General features: G+C 32.7%; 17 protein-coding genes. 11 read left to right on the top strand and 6 right to left on the bottom strand.

The window, feature by feature from the left end:
- Positions 1–72 precede the first annotated feature (72 nt).
- Both GVY01_RS09625 and GVY01_RS09620 read right to left on the bottom strand, forming a co-directional pair.
- On the bottom strand, positions 73–2,457 hold the full coding sequence (locus GVY01_RS09625) for a heavy metal translocating P-type ATPase (protein ID WP_108016820.1): 2,385 nt from the start codon (positions 2,455–2,457) through the stop codon (positions 73–75).
- Between the two features lie 215 nt (positions 2,458–2,672).
- The gene (locus tag GVY01_RS09620) at positions 2,673–2,879 is read right to left on the bottom strand and encodes a hypothetical protein (RefSeq protein WP_017636583.1); all 207 of its coding nucleotides are present in this window, start codon (positions 2,877–2,879) and stop codon (positions 2,673–2,675) included.
- Positions 2,880–3,071: 192 nt separating this feature from the next.
- Here GVY01_RS09620 and GVY01_RS09615 point away from each other — a divergent pair, with 192 nt between their 5' ends.
- From GVY01_RS09615 to GVY01_RS09600, 4 genes are all read left to right on the top strand, one after another.
- A complete protein-coding gene (locus GVY01_RS09615; RefSeq protein WP_017636582.1) occupies positions 3,072–3,941 on the top strand; it encodes an SDR family oxidoreductase in 870 nt (289 codons plus the stop codon).
- Positions 3,942–3,983: 42 nt separating this feature from the next.
- A complete protein-coding gene (locus tag GVY01_RS09610) occupies positions 3,984–4,547 on the top strand; it encodes a sugar O-acetyltransferase (RefSeq protein ID WP_017636581.1) in 564 nt (187 codons plus the stop codon).
- Between the two features lie 334 nt (positions 4,548–4,881).
- A complete protein-coding gene (gene pruA, locus GVY01_RS09605; protein WP_017636580.1) occupies positions 4,882–6,426 on the top strand; it encodes an L-glutamate gamma-semialdehyde dehydrogenase in 1,545 nt (514 codons plus the stop codon).
- 211 nt (positions 6,427–6,637) lie between these two features.
- Positions 6,638–7,102: a hypothetical protein gene (locus GVY01_RS09600; RefSeq protein ID WP_017636579.1), complete on the top strand. Its 465-nt coding sequence runs from the start codon at positions 6,638–6,640 to the stop codon at positions 7,100–7,102.
- Positions 7,103–7,159: 57 nt separating this feature from the next.
- Here GVY01_RS09600 and GVY01_RS09595 read toward each other — a convergent pair whose 3' ends face one another.
- On the bottom strand, positions 7,160–7,492 hold the full coding sequence (locus GVY01_RS09595) for a YrhK family protein (RefSeq protein ID WP_159333736.1): 333 nt from the start codon (positions 7,490–7,492) through the stop codon (positions 7,160–7,162).
- An 89-nt stretch (positions 7,493–7,581) separates the two neighbouring features.
- Between GVY01_RS09595 and GVY01_RS09590 the strand changes: the two genes are divergently transcribed.
- Positions 7,582–8,103 carry a methylated-DNA--[protein]-cysteine S-methyltransferase gene (locus GVY01_RS09590; RefSeq protein WP_017636577.1) on the top strand — a complete coding sequence of 174 codons (522 nt, stop codon included), beginning with the start codon at positions 7,582–7,584 and terminating at the stop codon, positions 8,101–8,103.
- Between the two features lie 112 nt (positions 8,104–8,215).
- Here the strand turns inward: GVY01_RS09590 and GVY01_RS09585 are convergent, their stop codons facing one another.
- On the bottom strand, positions 8,216–9,382 hold the full coding sequence (locus GVY01_RS09585; protein WP_108016993.1) for a hydroxymethylglutaryl-CoA synthase: 1,167 nt from the start codon (positions 9,380–9,382) through the stop codon (positions 8,216–8,218).
- Positions 9,383–9,632: 250 nt separating this feature from the next.
- On the opposite strand from GVY01_RS09585, the gene GVY01_RS09580 reads away from it, so the two are divergent.
- Positions 9,633–10,940, top strand: coding sequence for a hydroxymethylglutaryl-CoA reductase, degradative (locus tag GVY01_RS09580; protein ID WP_258221329.1), 1,308 nt, complete (start codon positions 9,633–9,635; stop codon positions 10,938–10,940).
- Between the two features lie 56 nt (positions 10,941–10,996).
- Here GVY01_RS09580 and GVY01_RS09575 read toward each other — a convergent pair whose 3' ends face one another.
- A complete protein-coding gene (locus GVY01_RS09575; protein WP_017636574.1) occupies positions 10,997–11,434 on the bottom strand; it encodes a CHAP domain-containing protein in 438 nt (145 codons plus the stop codon).
- 452 nt (positions 11,435–11,886) lie between these two features.
- Positions 11,887–12,102 carry a sterile alpha motif-like domain-containing protein gene (locus tag GVY01_RS09570; RefSeq protein ID WP_002450133.1) on the bottom strand — a complete coding sequence of 72 codons (216 nt, stop codon included), beginning with the start codon at positions 12,100–12,102 and terminating at the stop codon, positions 11,887–11,889.
- A gap of 189 nt (positions 12,103–12,291) precedes the next feature.
- Here GVY01_RS09570 and cidR point away from each other — a divergent pair, with 189 nt between their 5' ends.
- From cidR to ptsG, 5 genes are all read left to right on the top strand, one after another.
- Positions 12,292–13,170, top strand: coding sequence for a cidABC operon transcriptional activator CidR (gene cidR, locus GVY01_RS09565; protein WP_017636572.1), 879 nt, complete (start codon positions 12,292–12,294; stop codon positions 13,168–13,170).
- 214 nt (positions 13,171–13,384) lie between these two features.
- Positions 13,385–13,777, top strand: a complete 393-nt coding sequence (locus GVY01_RS09560; RefSeq protein ID WP_017636571.1) for a CidA/LrgA family protein — start codon at positions 13,385–13,387, stop codon at positions 13,775–13,777.
- Positions 13,774–14,463, top strand: coding sequence for an LrgB family protein (locus GVY01_RS09555; RefSeq protein ID WP_017636570.1), 690 nt, complete (start codon positions 13,774–13,776; stop codon positions 14,461–14,463). Before GVY01_RS09560 ends, GVY01_RS09555 begins: the two co-directional genes overlap by 4 nt.
- Before the next feature lie 44 nt (positions 14,464–14,507).
- On the top strand, positions 14,508–16,247 hold the full coding sequence (locus GVY01_RS09550) for a pyruvate oxidase (RefSeq protein ID WP_029055994.1): 1,740 nt from the start codon (positions 14,508–14,510) through the stop codon (positions 16,245–16,247).
- A gap of 229 nt (positions 16,248–16,476) precedes the next feature.
- Entirely contained in the window at positions 16,477–18,543 is a 2,067-nt protein-coding gene (gene ptsG / locus GVY01_RS09545) for a glucose-specific PTS transporter subunit IIBC (protein ID WP_029055995.1), read from the top strand.
- The last annotated feature ends 342 nt before the right edge of the window (positions 18,544–18,885 follow it).

The raw sequence follows: 18,885 nt of genomic DNA, 5'->3' as shown, positions 1-18,885 counted from the left end.
TAATGACTTACTTCTATTTTATTACTATATTGCATAACTTGAAAGGAAATTACATATCAGTTAGTGTTGAAATTATTTTATAATACGTTTTAATCTTAGGGCATTTGTGACTACACTGACAGAACTAAGTGCCATTGCAGCACCAGCAATCCAAGGGGCGAGTAGGCCTAATGCTGCAATAGGGATGCCGGCTATATTATAACCAAATGCCCAAATTAAATTTTGTCGTATGTTACGCATTGTTAATTGGCTAATGTTTAATGTTTTAGGCAGTAAGGATAAATCACCACCTAAAATTGTAATGTCGGCAGCTTCAATAGCAACTTCAGTTCCAGTACCCATCGCTATACCAATATTTGCTGTTACAAGCGCAGGCGCATCGTTAACGCCATCTCCAACCATGGCAACTTGTTTGCCTTCCTTTTGTAATTGTGTTATATGTGCAGATTTTTCGTCAGGAAGTACATTTGCTATAACACGATCAATACCCACTTGTTTTGCAATAGCTTGAGCAGTATTATCATTGTCACCTGTTAGCATAACAACATTAATATTCATATCGTGTAATCGACGAATTGATTCAATTGCATTGTCTTTAATAGTATCTGCTACTGCTATCAGACCTTGATAAACGCCGTTAATAGCGATAAGCATGGCAGTTTTACCATTGCTCTCCCAATCTGTCATTTTAGATTCAATATGATTTGAGAGTTCAACATTATTTGATGTCATTAACTGGCGATTACCTACTAGAACTTGTTTTTGACTAACAGATGCTTCTATTCCATGACCAGGCAGTGCATTAAATGTATCTGTATTTATTAAGTTGATATTATTTGTTTGAGCATAATCAACAATTGCTTTTGCAAGAGGGTGTTCAGAAGCATATTCTGCACTTGCAAGTAATTGTAACGTTTCGTTATCACCCTCAAAATCAGTTACAACAGGCTTACCATTTGTAATAGTACCTGTTTTATCTAATACGATAGTATCAATATTTTGTGCTTGTTCAACGTATTGACCACCTTTAAATAAGATGCCTTTTTCAGCAGCACGACCAGTACCTACCATAATAGATGTTGGAGTTGCCAATCCTAATGAACATGGACAAGCGATCACTAGCACTGAAATAGCGGCTACAAGTGCTGGTTCAAATTGTCCGAAATGTACTAACGTAATCCAAATAATAAATGTGAGTAAAGCAATACCTATAACAGTAGGTACAAAATATCCAGAAATTTGATCTGCTAAACGTTGGATAGGTGCTTTAGATCCTTGAGCTTGTTCAACGACTTTAATGATATTAGCTAGTGCGGTATCATTACCTACTTGAGTAGCTTGAATAACAATGGCGCCATTTTGATTAATTGTCGCACCAATAACTTTATCGTTGATTTGTTTATCTACAGGTATAGATTCACCTGTAAGCATAGATTCATCTATTGACGTTGTACCTTTTAGAATAATGCCATCAACTGGAATCTTTTCACCTGGTTTAATTAAAATATTATCATTTACTTGAACATCTTTTACAGGTATCATCATTTCTTTATTGTCTTTAATAACACGTGCTTCTTTAGCTTGAAGGCTTAATAGTTCACCTAATGCATTAGTAGTTTGTGTTTTAGCTTTCGTTTCTAAATATTTACCAAATAAAATTAAAGTAATTAACACTGCACTCGTTTCAAAATAAAGATGAGGCATTTGAGTTGTGTGAATGAGCCATTTAAACATTTCATAGATACTATAGAAATAGGCAGCACTCGTGCCTAATGCCACTAATACATCCATATTTGCGGAACCATTTTTAAGATTTTTATAGGCGCCTTTATAGAATTGCCAACCTATAATGAATTGTACCGGTGTGGCTAATATGAATTGGAACCATGGATTCATAAATATTGAAGGTAATGGCATATGAAACAAATGAACTAACATCGTTGCTAGTAATGGTATTGATAATATAGCAGCTATGACTAATTTAGTAAGTTGCTTTTTAAGTCGTTTATCTTTATTAGAATATTGATTTTGTCCTTCTTTTACTTTTGCATCATAGCCTAAATTTTGTATTTTAGAAATGAAATCATCGCTATTAACCACTCCACGATAATATTCAACAGTAGCTTGTTCGGTAGTTAAATTGACGTTGGCATTGATAACACCATCAATTTTATTAAGTACTTTTTCAATACGATTAGAACATGCTGCACATGTCATGCCAGAAATCGTTAATTCTACACTTTCTTTAACGACATCATAGCCTAAATGTTGAATTTCGTTAACGTAATCCTCAGTATGATATTGTCCTTGATGATCATCAATTGTTGCTTGCTCAGTTGTAATGTTAACTTGAGCAGTAACATCATCAAGTTTATTGAGTTTCTTTTCTATTCTATTTGAACACGCAGCACATGTCATTCCTGTGATATCTATAGTTGTTTTTTTGTTATTATCCATGTGAAAGCCTCCGTTTCTTCTCATCATTAATGTACCCCCTATAGGTATATAAGTCAAACACATTGTTTGCCAAAAGAAGAAAGTAAGACTAGATAATAAAAAAATCCCACACAAATATTTTAAGAAACATTTGTGTGGGATTTTATCATCTATATTAACAGCTAATATGCTGGAATTGTAGCTCTTATAAATAGAATGGATTTTTGGTTAACGAGTTAGAAAAAGTCTGAAGGGGAAAATTGTTTAAGATTAATATCTTTAACTTGATTGATGTCATAATTAGAAATATTTTCTAAGATTTGACCATCTTTTGCTTGTTGATAATAACGATCGGCTTCATTAATAACGTCATGAGTTTGGAAAGTTTTGACCACGCCTAAAAGTATAAGAACTGTGATTGCTGATTTTAAAATACGTTTCATGATATTGGCTCCTTTAATGTGTTGGTAGAGTCTATTATAAAAAATATGTTGATAAAAAACATGAGGCTATAGTATTGATGTGAACTCGTACTTTAGTATGATTCTTAAAGAATAGCCCTATAAAGGTGTATAGGTAGTTTTATATGTAAGTTTATAGGGAAGGTGAATAAAGATTAGGAAAGGGGCAAAACTATGAACTTATTAGAATTTCATCAACAAATTAAAGGATATACGCAACCACAACAACCAGGTATTGAAGCTGACATGAATCCTAAACCAATTGCTGAATTAGACGAATATAAAGCAGCTGGAAAATTAAAAGGAAAAGTAGCACTTATTACTGGCGGAGATTCTGGTATTGGACGCTCTGTAGCAATTCTATTTGCTAAAGAAGGTGCTAATGTAGCTATCGGATATTATAATGAACATCAAGATGCAGAAGATACCGTTAATCGATTAAAAGAACTAGGTGTCGAGGCTAAAGCATATGCGCATGATTTAAAAGACGAAAAGCAATCACAACAACTTATCAAAGATGTTGTAGAGGATTTCGGAGGACTTAATATATTAGTTAATAATGGTGGCGTACAATTTCCAAGAGACCATTTTGAAGAAATTACGCCAGAACAAGTTAAAGAAACATTCCAGACTAATATTTTCGGCATGATGTTTTTATCACAAGCTGCCGTACCATATTTAAATGATGGAGATACGATTATTAATACAACAAGTGTGACAGCTTATAGAGGTTCAGGACACTTGATTGATTATTCAGCAACAAAAGGCGCCATTGTATCATTTACGCGTTCATTAGCTACAACACTTATGGAGAAAAATATTCGTGTAAATGCAGTTGCACCTGGACCGATTTATACACCTTTAATTCCTTCTACATTTGATGAAGATAAAGTTGAAAATCAAGGCGGTGGCACTCCTATGGGACGTAGAGGTCAACCAGCAGAGCTAGCACCTTCCTATGTATTTTTAGCTACATCTGCTGATAGTTCTTATATTACTGGACAAGTAATTCATGTTAACGGTGGAGACTACATGACAACATAGGAGTTAATATAGAAAAGAGTAATTGTTAGGGTGAAAAGATTAATGACTGAAAAGGAAAAAATGTTAGCTCATCAGTGGTATGATGCTAATTTTGATAATGAATTAATTGAAGATAGAAAGAAAGCTAAAGACTTATGTTTTGAATATAATCATACGAGACCTAGTAATGAAACAAAAAGACATGAGATATTATCGACTTTATTTAATGCAAAACTTGAAAATATAAGTATAGCGATTCCTTTTGATACAGATTATGGTTGGAATATTACCTTTGGAAAAAATGTATTTTTAAATACTAATTGCTATCTAATGGATGGCGGAGGTATCACTTTTGGAGATAATGTATTTGTTGGTCCCAATTGTGGATTCTATACAGCAACACATCCATTAAAGTTTAAAGACAGAAATAAAGGTTTAGAATTAGCTGAAGAAATTATAGTAGGAAGTAATACATGGTTTGGGGGTAATGTAGCAGTTTTACCTGGAGTTACTATAGGTGAAGGCAGTGTAATAGGTGCGGGTAGTGTAGTGTCTAAAGATATACCACCAAATAGTTTAGCAGTAGGTAACCCTTGTAAAGTGATACGTCAAATAGACAATGAATAAATAAATGAGATATAGTCCATAAGATTAATTTAGGTTATTCCTGAATATGATTTCTTATGGACTTGTTTTTTATAAAAAGTAAAATATAAGCCTTTATAAGTTGAGACTAATTTTCATTTCTTTAATATTTTAGTTAATTTTTGAAATATTAAGATTTTTAAATGAAAGCGATTGCAAAATTACAATGATACATAGTAGAATGAAAGAAAGGTTGAGATAAAGTTGCATTAGCGTGACAGTAACATGAGTAAAATAGCGCACTTATCTAGACCTGTATGTAATTAAACAAAGGGTTCAACAACTCATTTTAATATTTCATAGGGGGTACGCAATAATGGTAGTAGATTTTAAAAATGAACCAGGAATTGATTTTTCTGTTCAAACGAATGTAGATAAATTTAAAGAGACTTTAAAAGCAGTAGAAGGTCAATTAGGTCAAAGTATTCCATTAGTCATTAATGGAGAAAAGATAGATAAAAAAGATCAATTTGAATCTATAAATCCAGCTAATACTTCTCAAACTATTGCTAAAGTTTCAAAAGCAACAAAAGAAGATGTTGAAAAAGCATTTCAATCTGCTAACGAAGCATACCAGACATGGAAAAAATGGTCTCATAAAGATCGTGCTGAATTAATGTTACGTGTTGCTGCAATTATTCGTCGTCGCAAAGAAGAAATTTCTGCTGTTATGGTTTATGAAGCGGGTAAACCATGGGATGAAGCAGTAGGCGATGCGGCTGAGGGTATTGATTTTATTGAATACTATGCACGTTCAATGATGGATTTAGCTGATGGTAAACCGGTTTTAGATAGAGAAGGAGAACATAACAAATACTTCTATAAATCTATAGGAACAGGTGTTACAATTCCACCTTGGAACTTCCCATTTGCAATTATGGCTGGAACAACATTAGCACCAGTTGTAGCAGGTAATACTGTTTTATTAAAACCAGCAGAAGATACGCCGTTAACTGCTTATAAATTAATAGAAATCCTAGAAGAAGCAGGTTTACCAAAAGGTGTAGTTAACTTTGTACCAGGAGATCCTAAAGAAATTGGTGACTACTTAGTAGATCATAAAGACACACACTTTGTCACATTTACTGGTTCAAGAGCAACAGGTACACGTATTTATGAAAGAAGTGCAGTCGTTCAAGAAGGACAAACATTCTTAAAACGCGTTATCGCTGAAATGGGCGGTAAAGATGCTATCGTTGTCGATGAAAATGTTGATACAGATTTAGCAGCAGAATCAATTGTAACATCAGCATTTGGATTTGCAGGTCAAAAATGTTCTGCATGTTCAAGAGCAATTGTGCATCAAAATGTTTATGATGAAGTATTAGAAAAAGCTGTTAAATTAACTAAAGAATTATCTTTAGGAGACACAACAGGCAATACATTTGTAGGACCAGTAATTAATCAAAAACAATTTGATAAAATCAAAAATTATATCGAAATTGGTAAAGAAGAAGGTAAATTAGAACAAGGCGGAGGCACTGATGATTCTACTGGATATTTCATTGAGCCAACTATTTTCTCTGGCTTGAAATCTTCAGACCGAATTATGCAAGAAGAAATCTTCGGCCCAGTTGTTGGATTTGTTAAAGTAAAAGATTTTGATGAAGCGATTGATGTTGCTAATGATACTGATTATGGTTTAACTGGTGCAGTAATTACTAATAATCGTGAACACTGGATTAAAGCTGTAAATGAATACGATGTAGGTAACTTATACTTAAATCGTGGATGTACAGCAGCAGTTGTTGGATATCATCCATTTGGTGGATTCAAAATGTCAGGTACTGACGCTAAAACAGGTAGCCCAGACTACTTATTAAACTTCTTAGAACAAAAAGTTGTATCTGAAATGTTCTAATACAAAATAAAGTAATAGTCAAAGACGTTGTGTAAGTCTATCTCAGATTTATGCAACGTTTTTTTATGAATTCAAGTGCAAAATTAATTTTATAAATATTAAGAAAAGATTGATGAAATATTAATTTTACAGAAAAATGATTAAAACATTTAAATAGTGATATATACTCAATAAGAACTTTTAAATATAAGGCTATTGGGAGGATTTAATCATGAAGGGTAGTAAGAAACTAAATCAATTATTAGAAGATAATGAAAAGAAATTAAAAAAGCTTTTTAAATACGATAAGAAAGAATCTTTGTCGTTTACAAAAGAAGATAGAGAAAAAGTTGAAGATCAATATGGAGTTTATGTCATTTTCGATGGTAAGAAACCTATATTTGTTGGTCAAACAGGTGGTTATGCGACAGGTTATAAACCAATTCAAAAAGATTTAAATACAAAATTAGCTCAATATAATTCTAAATCTGATAGTGGTACAACTAAATTCAGAAAAGAACTTGCTAAAAATAAAAATGCAGATACTTCAGAACTAAAAGAAATGACTGCTGAAAATTATGGTTTAACATTCCAATATATTAAAGTTAAAGGGGAACCCGCTTTTATTAATATTTTAGAAATTCTTGCTTTAGAATATGCTAAAGAAAAGGAAATTAAACTTTATAACTTTGCTTAATTAAACAATGACAGCGTCTTATTAATTTAGGCGCTGTCATTTTACTTTTAAATTACTTTAAGTATGTGAATTATTTTTTTCTTTAATATATCGTTTATGATAATATCTAGATAATTTCACATCATGTATAAATGAAATAACAGGTCTTGCTGTCATTTGAATACTACCAATTACAAATAATATCGTACCCAAAGTCATAGTTGCATCACTAAAAAAGAAAAAGCTTCCTACCAAAAATACTAATCCCAAAATAATATCATTAATTTGATATATTGCTTTATAAAAATTGGTAATTTGATTAGCATGATTTTGTGTAGCTAGATCATATTTTTGATTATTAGTGTTTAAATGTAAGTCGACACTGTTTTTATTGTTGTGGTGGGTAAACATAGGTAAACCTCCTTTAAATTCATAACATCAAATACCCTTATAATAATTAATAAAACGCATGAGTTACTATAAAGAAAGGAATGAGTCTAATGGAATATAAAACTTATTATGATTCACCAGTCGGGTTATTAGAACTTGTTAGCGATGGCGAATATCTTACACATGTACTTTATCAAAACCAACAATTAGAAGATGGTCGAGTTGAAAAAGATGATATAAAAGTATTTCAATTAACTAAAGAATGGCTTGATGCTTATTTTAAAGGGGATGTTCCAAACTTAAATATTCCTACTAAACCTCAGGGTACTGAGTTTCAACAATTTGTATGGCAAGAACTCGAAAAAATTGAATACGGGGAATTAACAACTTACGGAGATATAGCTCAAAAAGTAGCAACACGAATGAATAAAGACAAAATGTCAGCTCAGGCAGTTGGTGGCGCAGTTGGGAGTAACCCGATATCTATTATTATTCCATGTCATAGAGTTGTCGCTAAAAATGGAAGTCTTACAGGATATGGTGGAACAATCAAAAACAAAGTAAAATTATTAGAAACTGAAAAAGTAGACATGAGTCCTTTATTCGTACCAAAACATAGTACTAAACCATAAAAATATGTAGTTTTTGGGCATTGAATATAAAGATAGCACTAAGATGATTTTCTTCCTAATCATCTTAGTGCTATTATTTTGGAATTTGTATTCCAGTATTGTTTATAGTTTATTATTTTGGAACGTGGTATTCACGAATATTGTCATTAATAGCTTCTAAATAAAAGATAGATTGATCATTGTCTACTGCATCTTGTTGTGCGTCAAATTCTAAATTATCAAAGCGATTGAAGAAGTTTTCATATTCTTCTACTGAAACTTCTTGTCGTTTTTCTAGAGCAGATTGATGACCTTTAGTATCTAATTGATTTTGATAGCCATCAACGACAGTAGCACTAAAGAACTCACCAACAGAACCTGAACCATAACTAAATAATCCGATTGTTTGTCCGCTAGAAAGGTCATGATTTTCTAATAATGATATAAGACTTAAATATAAAGAACCTGTGTAAATATTACCTACATAACGGTTATAATAAACGGCATCTTCATAACCTGTTCTTAAACGTTCTTGTGTTGTTTCATCTGCTTCATCGATAATTGATTCTAAAGCTTTTTTACCCATTTTTGTAAATGGAACATGGAAACATAGTGATTCGAAATCAGCTAGCGATTTATTTTCACGTTTTGAATATTCATCCCAGCTATGTTGGAATGAACGGATATATGCATCTTTTGATAATGCACCATCAACAAGTGGATATGCATGTCCAGATGGTCTCCAGAAATCATAGACATCTTCAGTATATGCTACAGCATCATCATTTAATTGTAAGAGGCTAGGATTATGAGAAATCATCATTGCTACGGCACCGGCACCTTGAGTAGGCTCACCACCAGATTGTAAACCGTAACGTGCAGTATCACTTGCGATAACTAATACTTTTTCTTCTGGACGATTTGCTAGATAATCTTTAGCTAATTGAATTGCAGGTGTAGCAGCATAACACGCTTCTTTCATTTCAAAACAACGTGCAAAAGGTTGAATGCCTAGTAAATTGTGGACTTGAACAGCTGCAGCCTTTGCAGAGTCAATTGCAGATTCAGTCGCTACAATAACCATACCGATTTTCTTTTTATCTTCGTCTGTTATAATATCTTTAGCGGCATTAGCGGCCATAGATACGATATCTTGGTTTACAGGACTTACGGCCATTTTAGTTTGGCCAATTCCAATTAAAAATTTATTTGGATCAACTTGGCGTGCTTCAGCAAGCTTAGCCATGTCTACATAAAATTTTGGTACATAAAAGTTTATTTTATCTATACCTATGTTCATAAGGGTTACATCCTTTCAATTTTAAAAGTAGCATTAGTATCATACCAAAATAATTTAATGATATACAATGAATATAACAGATTTTGATATGAATGTATAACAGTTATGTAAGCGTTTTAATAATTGCGTTAAATAGCCTGTTATTAATATATAAATTTAAAAAATAGCAAAAGATATTGTTACAAATAGAGAGATTTTTATAATGGTAATAAGTTTTGTTTTATTTGAATATATAGAATTAAAATAGATAATTCATAGTGAAAAAAGGAGAAAAAATATGCAAAATTTGGATAAAGGATTTCGTCATTTATCGAGAGAAGATAAATTAAAACAATTAGAAGAATATGGTTGGTTATCTAGCGAAAATCATGACATTTTGTTAAATCATCCACTAATAGATGAAGATATTGCTAATAGTTTAATTGAAAATGTGATTGGCCAAGGTACATTGCCCGTTGGATTATTACCTGAAATTATCGTTGATGAACAACCTTACGTTGTGCCAATGATGGTGGAAGAACCATCAGTAGTTGCTGCTGCAAGTTATGGTGCAAAGCTAGTAAATCAAACTGGTGGATTTAAAACAGTGTCAAGCCAACGTTTAATGATCGGACAAATTGTATTTGATGGTGTTGAAGATACTGAAGCTTTGGCACAGGCGATTCAAAATAAAGAAGAACAAATACACCAAATTGCAGATGAAGCCTATCCATCTATTAAAGCAAGAGGTGGCGGTTATCAAAAGATTGACGTAGATACGTTTCCAGAACAGCAACTGTTATCATTGAAAGTATTTGTAGATACAAAAGATGCGATGGGTGCTAACATGTTAAATACAATATTAGAGGCCATTACAGCACATTTAAAAAATGAATTTCCAGATAAAGACGTATTAATGAGCATATTATCTAATCATGCCACTGCATCTGTTGTCAAAGTACAAGGAGAAATAGACGTTAACGATTTAACTAAAGGTGGTAGAGAAGGTGCGGAAGTAGCACAAAGAATGGAACGTGCGTCTGTATTAGCACAAGTAGATATACACAGAGCTGCTACACACAATAAAGGTGTTATGAATGGTATTCATGCAGTTGTTTTAGCAACTGGTAACGATACGCGTGGTGCAGAAGCGAGTGCGCATGCATACGCTAGCCGTGATGGTCAATATCGTGGTATAGCAACGTGGGAGTATGATTCAGATCGCCAACGATTAATAGGAACAATAGAAGTGCCAATGACCTTAGCTATTGTTGGTGGTGGTACAAAAGTATTACCAATTGCTAAAGCTTCACTTGATTTACTAAATGTCAAAACAGCGCAAGAGCTAGGTCATGTTGTTGCAGCGGTTGGATTAGCACAAAACTTTTCTGCGTGTCGTGCATTAGTGTCTGAAGGAATTCAACAAGGTCATATGAGCTTACAATATAAATCATTAGCAATTATCGTAGGTGCTAAAGGCGATGAAATTGCACAAGTAGCTGATGCACTTAAACAAGAAGAACAAGCCAATTCAAAAAAAGCAAAAGAGATTTTAGAACAATTACGTCAAAATTCTTAAACTAAAAAAACGACATGGTATGCATTTAAAGTTGCATATGCCATGTCGTTTTTTATTTAATAGATGTAATTATAATGTCGTGCAGATGATTTTCCTATAATTCTCGTTCCATAATTATATGGACGATTATAGTTATATTCTGATATTTTTATATTTCCATTGCTATAAATTTTCTCAACAACAGCAACATGACCGTAGTAACCTGCAGTAGATTGCATTACCGCATAACGTCTAGGAGTATGACCAGTAGCATAGCCTGAACGTCTTGCATTTGAATACCAGTTCTTCGCATTGCCCCAACGATTAGATACAGGTTTACCTAATTGTGCGCGTCTTTGATAAGCCCACCAAGTGCATTGACCTTTATTATAATAATTTTTATATGAAGCTGCTTCTGACACATGTGTCTGTTCAGCTGTTTGATAAGTTATAGTCCCTGTTAACAAGATTCCAGTAGCGATTATGACACGAGATAATAATTTTTTAAGTTTCATTTTTTCTCCCAAAAATCGTTTTTTATTTAGTAACCGTATTCATAATAGATGCAAAAAAGGTAGAATACAATATTAGAAACGAATTATACAAGGAACTGTAATGTTACTGAAATATAAATAGGGTATTTGTAATAATATTTTATACTTTCATGTAAGTTTCATGTTTTACTCTTATGAATAGAAAGTATATAAGTTCAAATAAAAAAGCCATCAACAAAGCACGAAACTTTGTCGACAGCATTAACAGTATATGAATAAATTTAACATTTCTAAATAAAAGCATAAATTGGCAGTAGATGACTGAATTGAAATGTACTTATTAAAAGCTTTTTCAATTCTAGTCATCTTTACTGGGGCGGGACTACGAAAAAATTTCTGTCCCGCTCACCTCGAGATGATAGACTTCCATGTATTCTTATGTTAGATAAATGCTAAATAACAATTAACATAGATCATACATTAGTGAATTGGTTGAAGACTGACAATGCTCTTTTAACAATAGTCATTGATAAGTCTTCAGGACACGGATTAGTTCGAAAATATGACAATATTTCACTTTGGCTCTTCACTTGTCTAGGAAAATTGTTATCTTGATTAATCCAATCAACCAATTCGCCTAATGGTGTGTCATCACCAAGAAAATTTTGCATAAATTCGTAAAAGCTCAATTCCTCACCTCGAATAATCATTTTGAGCCAAAGCATATTATAACACAATTATCTATTAATATTAATGTGAAAAAACCAATATAAAAGCCAATATAAAAGCCAATATAAGAGCTGAAATACTTAAACCACATTAAAACAAAAGCGATAATGTATAATAATAGGAACAAACTTTTTGAGTAGGTGACATTAGTGGATATTAAACATATGAAATATTTTGTAGAGGTTGTGAAACAAGGTGGTATGACAAATGCTTCAAAGTTTTTATATATTGCTCAACCTACGATTAGTAAAGCTATTAAAGATATTGAAGACGAAATGGCAGTACCATTGTTCGATAGAGGAAAGAGGCAACTTGTTTTAACTGATGCTGGCAAAATCTTTTTCAATAAAAGCAAAGAGATTATCTCCTTATATGAAAATTTACCGTCAGAAATCAGTAGTTTATATGGTTTAGAAACCGGTCATATTAACATTGGTCTATCAGCAGTGATGAATATGGAGACTATAATAGGTATGATAGGAGACTTTCATCATCAATTCCCTAATGTGACATTTAACTTTGTTGAACACGGTGGAAAATCAATTGAACAACAAATTTTAAATGATGAATTAGATTTAGGAATAACGACACTTCCTGTCGATCATCAATATTTTGAAGCTTTGTCATTTAATAAGGAATCGTTATGTGTCGTATTAAATCAAAATCATCCATTAGCCAAGTATCAAACTATTAAAATTAAAGATTTAGCTAACGAAGACTTTATCTTATTTAATGATGACTTTTACTTAAATGATAAAATTATAGAAATAACTAAAAATGCCGGTTTTATACCCAATATGGTTTCTCAAATATCTCAATGGAATGTGATTGAAAATCTTATCAGTAATAGATTAGGGATAAGTATTTTGCCACTTTCTATTACTCAATTGATGAACAAAAATGTATGTGCCATTAATATTGAAGATGCAAATGTTGAGTGGGAACTAGGATTGGTATGGAAAAAGGATAAACGTCTTAGTTATGCGACTAATAAATGGATAGAATATTTAAGAGATAGATTAACCTAACATAAATTTCCTTAAAACATTCATATGACTTAAAATTTTAACATTTATAATAATAGAATTAGTCTCAGCGGAAGAAATCGCTTTCATAAATTTAAGGAATGTTTAGTATTCGAAAAATGTATTTTAATAATAGAAAAAGGAAGTCTATAATTATAAATATCACTAAAAAATTGTTGTAACAATTTAGACAAATTTTTTAGAAGGGAAAGATAGCATGCATAAGGTGAGAGATTTCATACATCTTATTGTACAACTCGTACTTATTTTAATTATTTCATTCATCGGTACCGAAGTGCAGCGCTTATTACACATCCCTTTAGCAGGTAGTATTGTAGGTCTCATCATTTTTTACCTATTATTACAGTTCAAAATAATTCCTGTATCGTGGGTGAATGAAGGTGCAGACTTCCTATTAAAAACGATGGTGTTTTTCTTTATTCCATCTGTTGTCGGCGTTATGGATGTAGTATCAGACATTACGCTTAACTATCTATTGTTCTTTTTAATTATTATTTTAGGAACATGTTTAGTAGCATTATCCTCAGGCTATATCGCTGAAAAATTGGTGAACAGAAAAGATATAGGAAAAGGGATGGATGAGTTATGAATAACATATTACAAGCAGCAGTTATGATAATTATAACGATTGTGGTATATGTTATTTCTAAAAAACTGCAAGACAAATATAAAAATCCATTTCTTAATCCAGCATTAATTGCATCAATTATCATTATAGCGATACTTCTTATGTTTGATATTAGTTATAAAGGATACATGAAAGGTGGAGAATGGATAAATCATATATTAAACGCAACGGTCGTTTGTTTGGCTTATCCACTCTATCAAAACAGACATAAGATAAAGAAATACCTTTTTGTGATTTTCACGAGCGTGTTAACTGGTGTAATACTTAATTTTATGTTAGTATACGTAACGTTGAAAATCTTCGGCTATTCAAAAGAAACGATTGTTACTATGTTGCCAAGGTCTATCACAGCAGCTGTTGGGATAGAAGTTTCTAACGAACTTGGCGGCACAGATACAATGACTGTACTTTTTATAATAGCTACAGGGTTAATAGGTAGTATTCTAGGTTCAATGCTATTGCGTATGGGAGGCTTTAAATCTTCAATCGCGAGAGGCTTAACATATGGTAACGCTTCTCACGCTTTCGGTACAGCAAAAGCACTAGAATTAGATATAGAATCAGGCGCATTTAGTTCGATTGGTATGATATTAACTGCAGTAATCAGTTCGATTTTAATACCAATACTTATTTTATTGTTCTATTAAAGGGAAGAAACTCATATAAATAGAAAGGGAGGCTATTTGGAAAAATGGCAAAAATCAAAGCAAATGAAGCATTAGTTAAAGCATTAGAAGCATGGGACATCGATCACTTATATGGTATACCAGGAGACTCAATCGACGCAGTAGTTGACTCATTACGTACAGTAAGAGACTCATTTAAATTCTACCACGTACGTCACGAAGAAGTAGCAAGTTTAGCTGCTGGTAGTTATACAAGAATTACAGGTAAAATCGGAGTAGCATTAAGTATTGGTGGACCTGGTTTAATCCACTTATTAAATGGTATGTATGACGCTAAAATGGATAGCGTTCCTCAATTAGTTATTTCTGGTCAAACAAATAGTGATAAATTAGGTACTGGTGCTTTCCAAGAAACTAATTTATCTAAATTATGTGAAGATGTAGCTGTTTATAACCACCAAATTCAAAAAGGCGACAACGTATTTGAAATCGTTAATGAAGCGATTCGTACAGCTTATGAGCAAAAAGGTGTAGCAGTAATCATCTGTCCTAATGACTTATTAACTCAACAAATCAAAGACACTACTAACAAACCAGTAAATACAACTAAACCTAAAGCAATTGCACCTAAATTCAAAAACATCAAAAAAGCTGCTAAATTAATCAATAAAAGTAAAAAACCAGTTGTTCTTTTCGGTGTTGGTGCACAACATGCAAAAGATGAATTACGTGAATTTATAGAAATGGCTAAAATCCCAGCTATTCATTCATTACCAGCAAAAGCAATCCTTGCTGATGATCATCCTTACAATTTAGGTAACTTAGGACAAATCGGTACTAAAGTATCATATCAAACAATTCAAGATGCAGATCTTTTAATTATGATTGGTACTAACTTCCCATTCGTTAAATATTTACCTAAGAAAAATATTAAAGCAATCCAAATTGATACTAATGAAGCACATATTAGTCACCGTTTCGATATCAACGTTGGTATCTTAGGAGACGCTAAAATTGCATTAGAACAATTAAGCGAAAACATTAAACACGTTGCTAAACGTCCATTCTTAGACAAAACTTTAGAACGTAAAGCAGTATGGGATAAATGGATGGAACAAGATTTAAATAATAATAATTCACCATTACGTCCAGAACGTTTAATGAAAGCTATCAATGACAACTTAAAAGACGATGCTATTGTTTCAGCAGACGTTGGTACTTCAACAGTATGGTCAACTCGTTATTTAAACTTAGGTGTAAATAACAAATTTATGATCTCAAGTTGGTTAGGTACTATGGGTTGTGCACTTCCAGGTGCTATGGCAGCTAAAGTTGCTTACCCAGACCGTCAATCAGTAGCAATTGCAGGGGACGGCGCATTCCAAATGGTAATGCAAGACTTTGCAACTGCAGTTCAATACGACTTACCATTAACAATTTTTGTATTAAACAACAAACAATTAGCGTTCATTAAATATGAACAACAAGCTGCTGGTGAATTAGAATATGCCATTGATTTCTCTGATATGGATCATGCTAAATTCGCTGAAGCTGCTGGCGGTAAAGGTTATACAGTTAAAGACGCTAGTCGTTTAGATGATATTGTTGAAGAAGCAATGTCACAAAACGTTCCAACTATCGTTGATGTACATGTTGACCCTAATGCTGCACCATTACCAGGTAAAATTGTTAACTCAGAAGCACTTGGTTATGGTAAATGGGCATACAGATCAATTACTGAAGATAAACATTTAGACTTTGATCAAATCCCACCAATCTCAGTAGCAACAAAACGTTTCTTATAATATAGATTCTATAAATCTCAACCAACTCGTTTTGGTTGAGATTTTTTTAAAATAAACTATTGTAAACGCTTCAGCTAATGTGTATACTATATTTAAATTAAAAATAACATTTGCGTGTTACTGGTGATGCAGGCATGAGCAAACATTTGGCCATTTATTATGGTCTTGTTTGTTCATGTCTTTTTTTATGTACATGTAAATGACTACAATATGAGAGGAATGTTTTTATATGTTTAAAAAGCTCTTTGGGCAATTGCAACGTATAGGTAAAGCGTTAATGTTACCTGTGGCAATTTTACCAGCAGCTGGGATTTTACTTGCATTTGGGAATGCAATGCACAATGAACAGTTAGTCAAAATTGCGCCTTGGTTAACAAATAATGTCTTTGTTATGATTTCTTCTATTATGGAAGCAGCAGGACAAGTCATTTTTGACAACTTACCACTATTATTCGCAGTCGGTACAGCACTTGGATTAGCAGGAGGAGATGGTGTAGCAGCATTAGCAGCACTAGTTGGTTATTTAATTATGAATGCCACTATGGGTAAATATTTAAATATTACAATTGATGATATCTTCTCTTATGCAAAAGGTGCTAAAGAATTAAGTCAAGCTGCTAAACAACCTGAATTTGCGTTAGTGTTAGGTATCCCTACACTACAAACTGGTGTGTTTGGCGGTATTATCATGGGAGCCGTAGCCGCATGGTGTTATAACAAATACTATAATATTACGTTACCAGCATTTTTAGGATTCTTTGCAGGTAAACGTTTCGTCCCTATAGCAACATCTGTGGCCGCAATTATTGTTGGTATTGTATTAAGTTGGGTATGGCCACCTATTCAAACAGGTTTAAATGATTTATCAAACTTCTTATTAACGAAAAACTTAGTATTAACAACATTTATTTTTGGTGTTATTGAACGTTCACTAATTCCATTTGGTTTGCATCATATTTTCTATGCACCATTCTGGTTCGAGTTCGGACATTATACAAACCATGCTGGTGAATTGGTTCGTGGTGACCAACGTATTTGGATGGCTCAATTAAAAGACGGTGTACCATTTACTGCTGGTACATTTACTACTGGTAAATATCCATTTATGATGTTTGGTTTACCAGCTGCAGCATTTGCTATTTATAAAAATGCTCGTCCAGAACGTAAAAAAATTGTTGGTGGTTTGATGCTATCAGCAGGATTAACATCATTCTTAACAGGTATTACAGAACCACTTGAGTTCTCATTCTTATTTGTAGCGCCATTGTTATATGCAATCCACGTTGTATTAGCAGGTTCTTCATTCTTAATTATGCATTTATTAGGTGTAAAAATTGGTATGACATTCTCTGGTGGATTCATAGACTATGTATTATTCGGATTATTAAACTGGCATAGAACAAATGCGTTATTAGTTATTCCAGTAGGTATCGTATATGCACTGGTTTATTATTTCTTATTCGATTTTGCTATCAGAAAGTTCAATTTAAAAACGCCTGGTAGAGAAGATAAAGAACAAGAAGTCAGAAATTCAAGTGTGGCTAAATTACCATTTGATGTATTAGATGCAATGGGTGGTAAAGAGAATATTAAACATTTAGATGCTTGTATCACTCGTTTACGTGTTGAAGTTAATGATAAAGCAAAAGTAGACGTACCAGGACTAAAAGCATTAGGTGCTTCTGGTGTACTTGAAGTTGGTAATAACATGCAAGCTATTTTTGGTCCAAAATCAGATCAAATTAAACATGATATGGCAAAAATCATGAGTGGTGAAATTACTAAACCAAGTGAAACAACTGTCACTGAAGAAGATTCAGAAGAACCAGTACACGTAGAAAATATTGCTGAAACTGAAATCTATGCGCCAGGTGTTGGACAAATTATTCCATTATCTGAAGTACCTGATAAAGTATTCTCTGAAAAAATGATGGGAGACGGTATTGGATTTATCCCTGAAAAAGGTGAAATCGTTGCGCCATTTGACGGTACAGTGAAGACAATATTCCCAACAAAACATGCGATTGGATTAGAATCTGATACAGGAATTGAATTATTAATTCATATTGGTATAGATACAGTTAAGTTAAATGGAGAAGGTTTTGAAAGTTTAGTCAATGCGGATGAACCAGTGACTCAAGGTCAACCATTAATGAAAGTAAACTTAGCATATCTTAAAGAAAATGCACCAAGCATTGTGACACCATTAGTTATCACAAACTTGGATAACAAAACGTTAACAGTGGACGATATTAAAGATGTTGAGCCAAGTAAACGTATTATGAAAGTTAAATAATTAATAGAGATAAAGTATCAGGGATATAAAGTTCTTGGACAAGTGAAAATAGACAATTTCTATTGGAATAATATAGAAATTGTCTATTTTATTATTTTTTTAAGTAATTTAGTATGAAATTGCATATAAATACATAGTATTTATGGCAAGACTCCTGAGGGAACAGTACTAGTTGAAGACCTTAGAAATTCTCACAGATTTATCTGTGTAGTATTTCTGGCTGAAACTGTACCCTTGGAAAGCGAAGCCATACAATACGAAGTATTGGGTATAAAGAAAGCACTAAGATGATTAAAATAAATCATCTTAGTGCTATTATTTTAGGATTCATGTCACAGTCTA

The sequence above is a fragment of the Staphylococcus sp. 8AQ genome, assembly GCF_902506595.1.
GTDB classification, from domain to species: Bacteria; Bacillota; Bacilli; order Staphylococcales; family Staphylococcaceae; genus Staphylococcus; species Staphylococcus pasteuri.
Note: the sequence above shows the minus strand (reverse complement) of the source record. Positions and strands in the feature narration are given on the sequence as shown.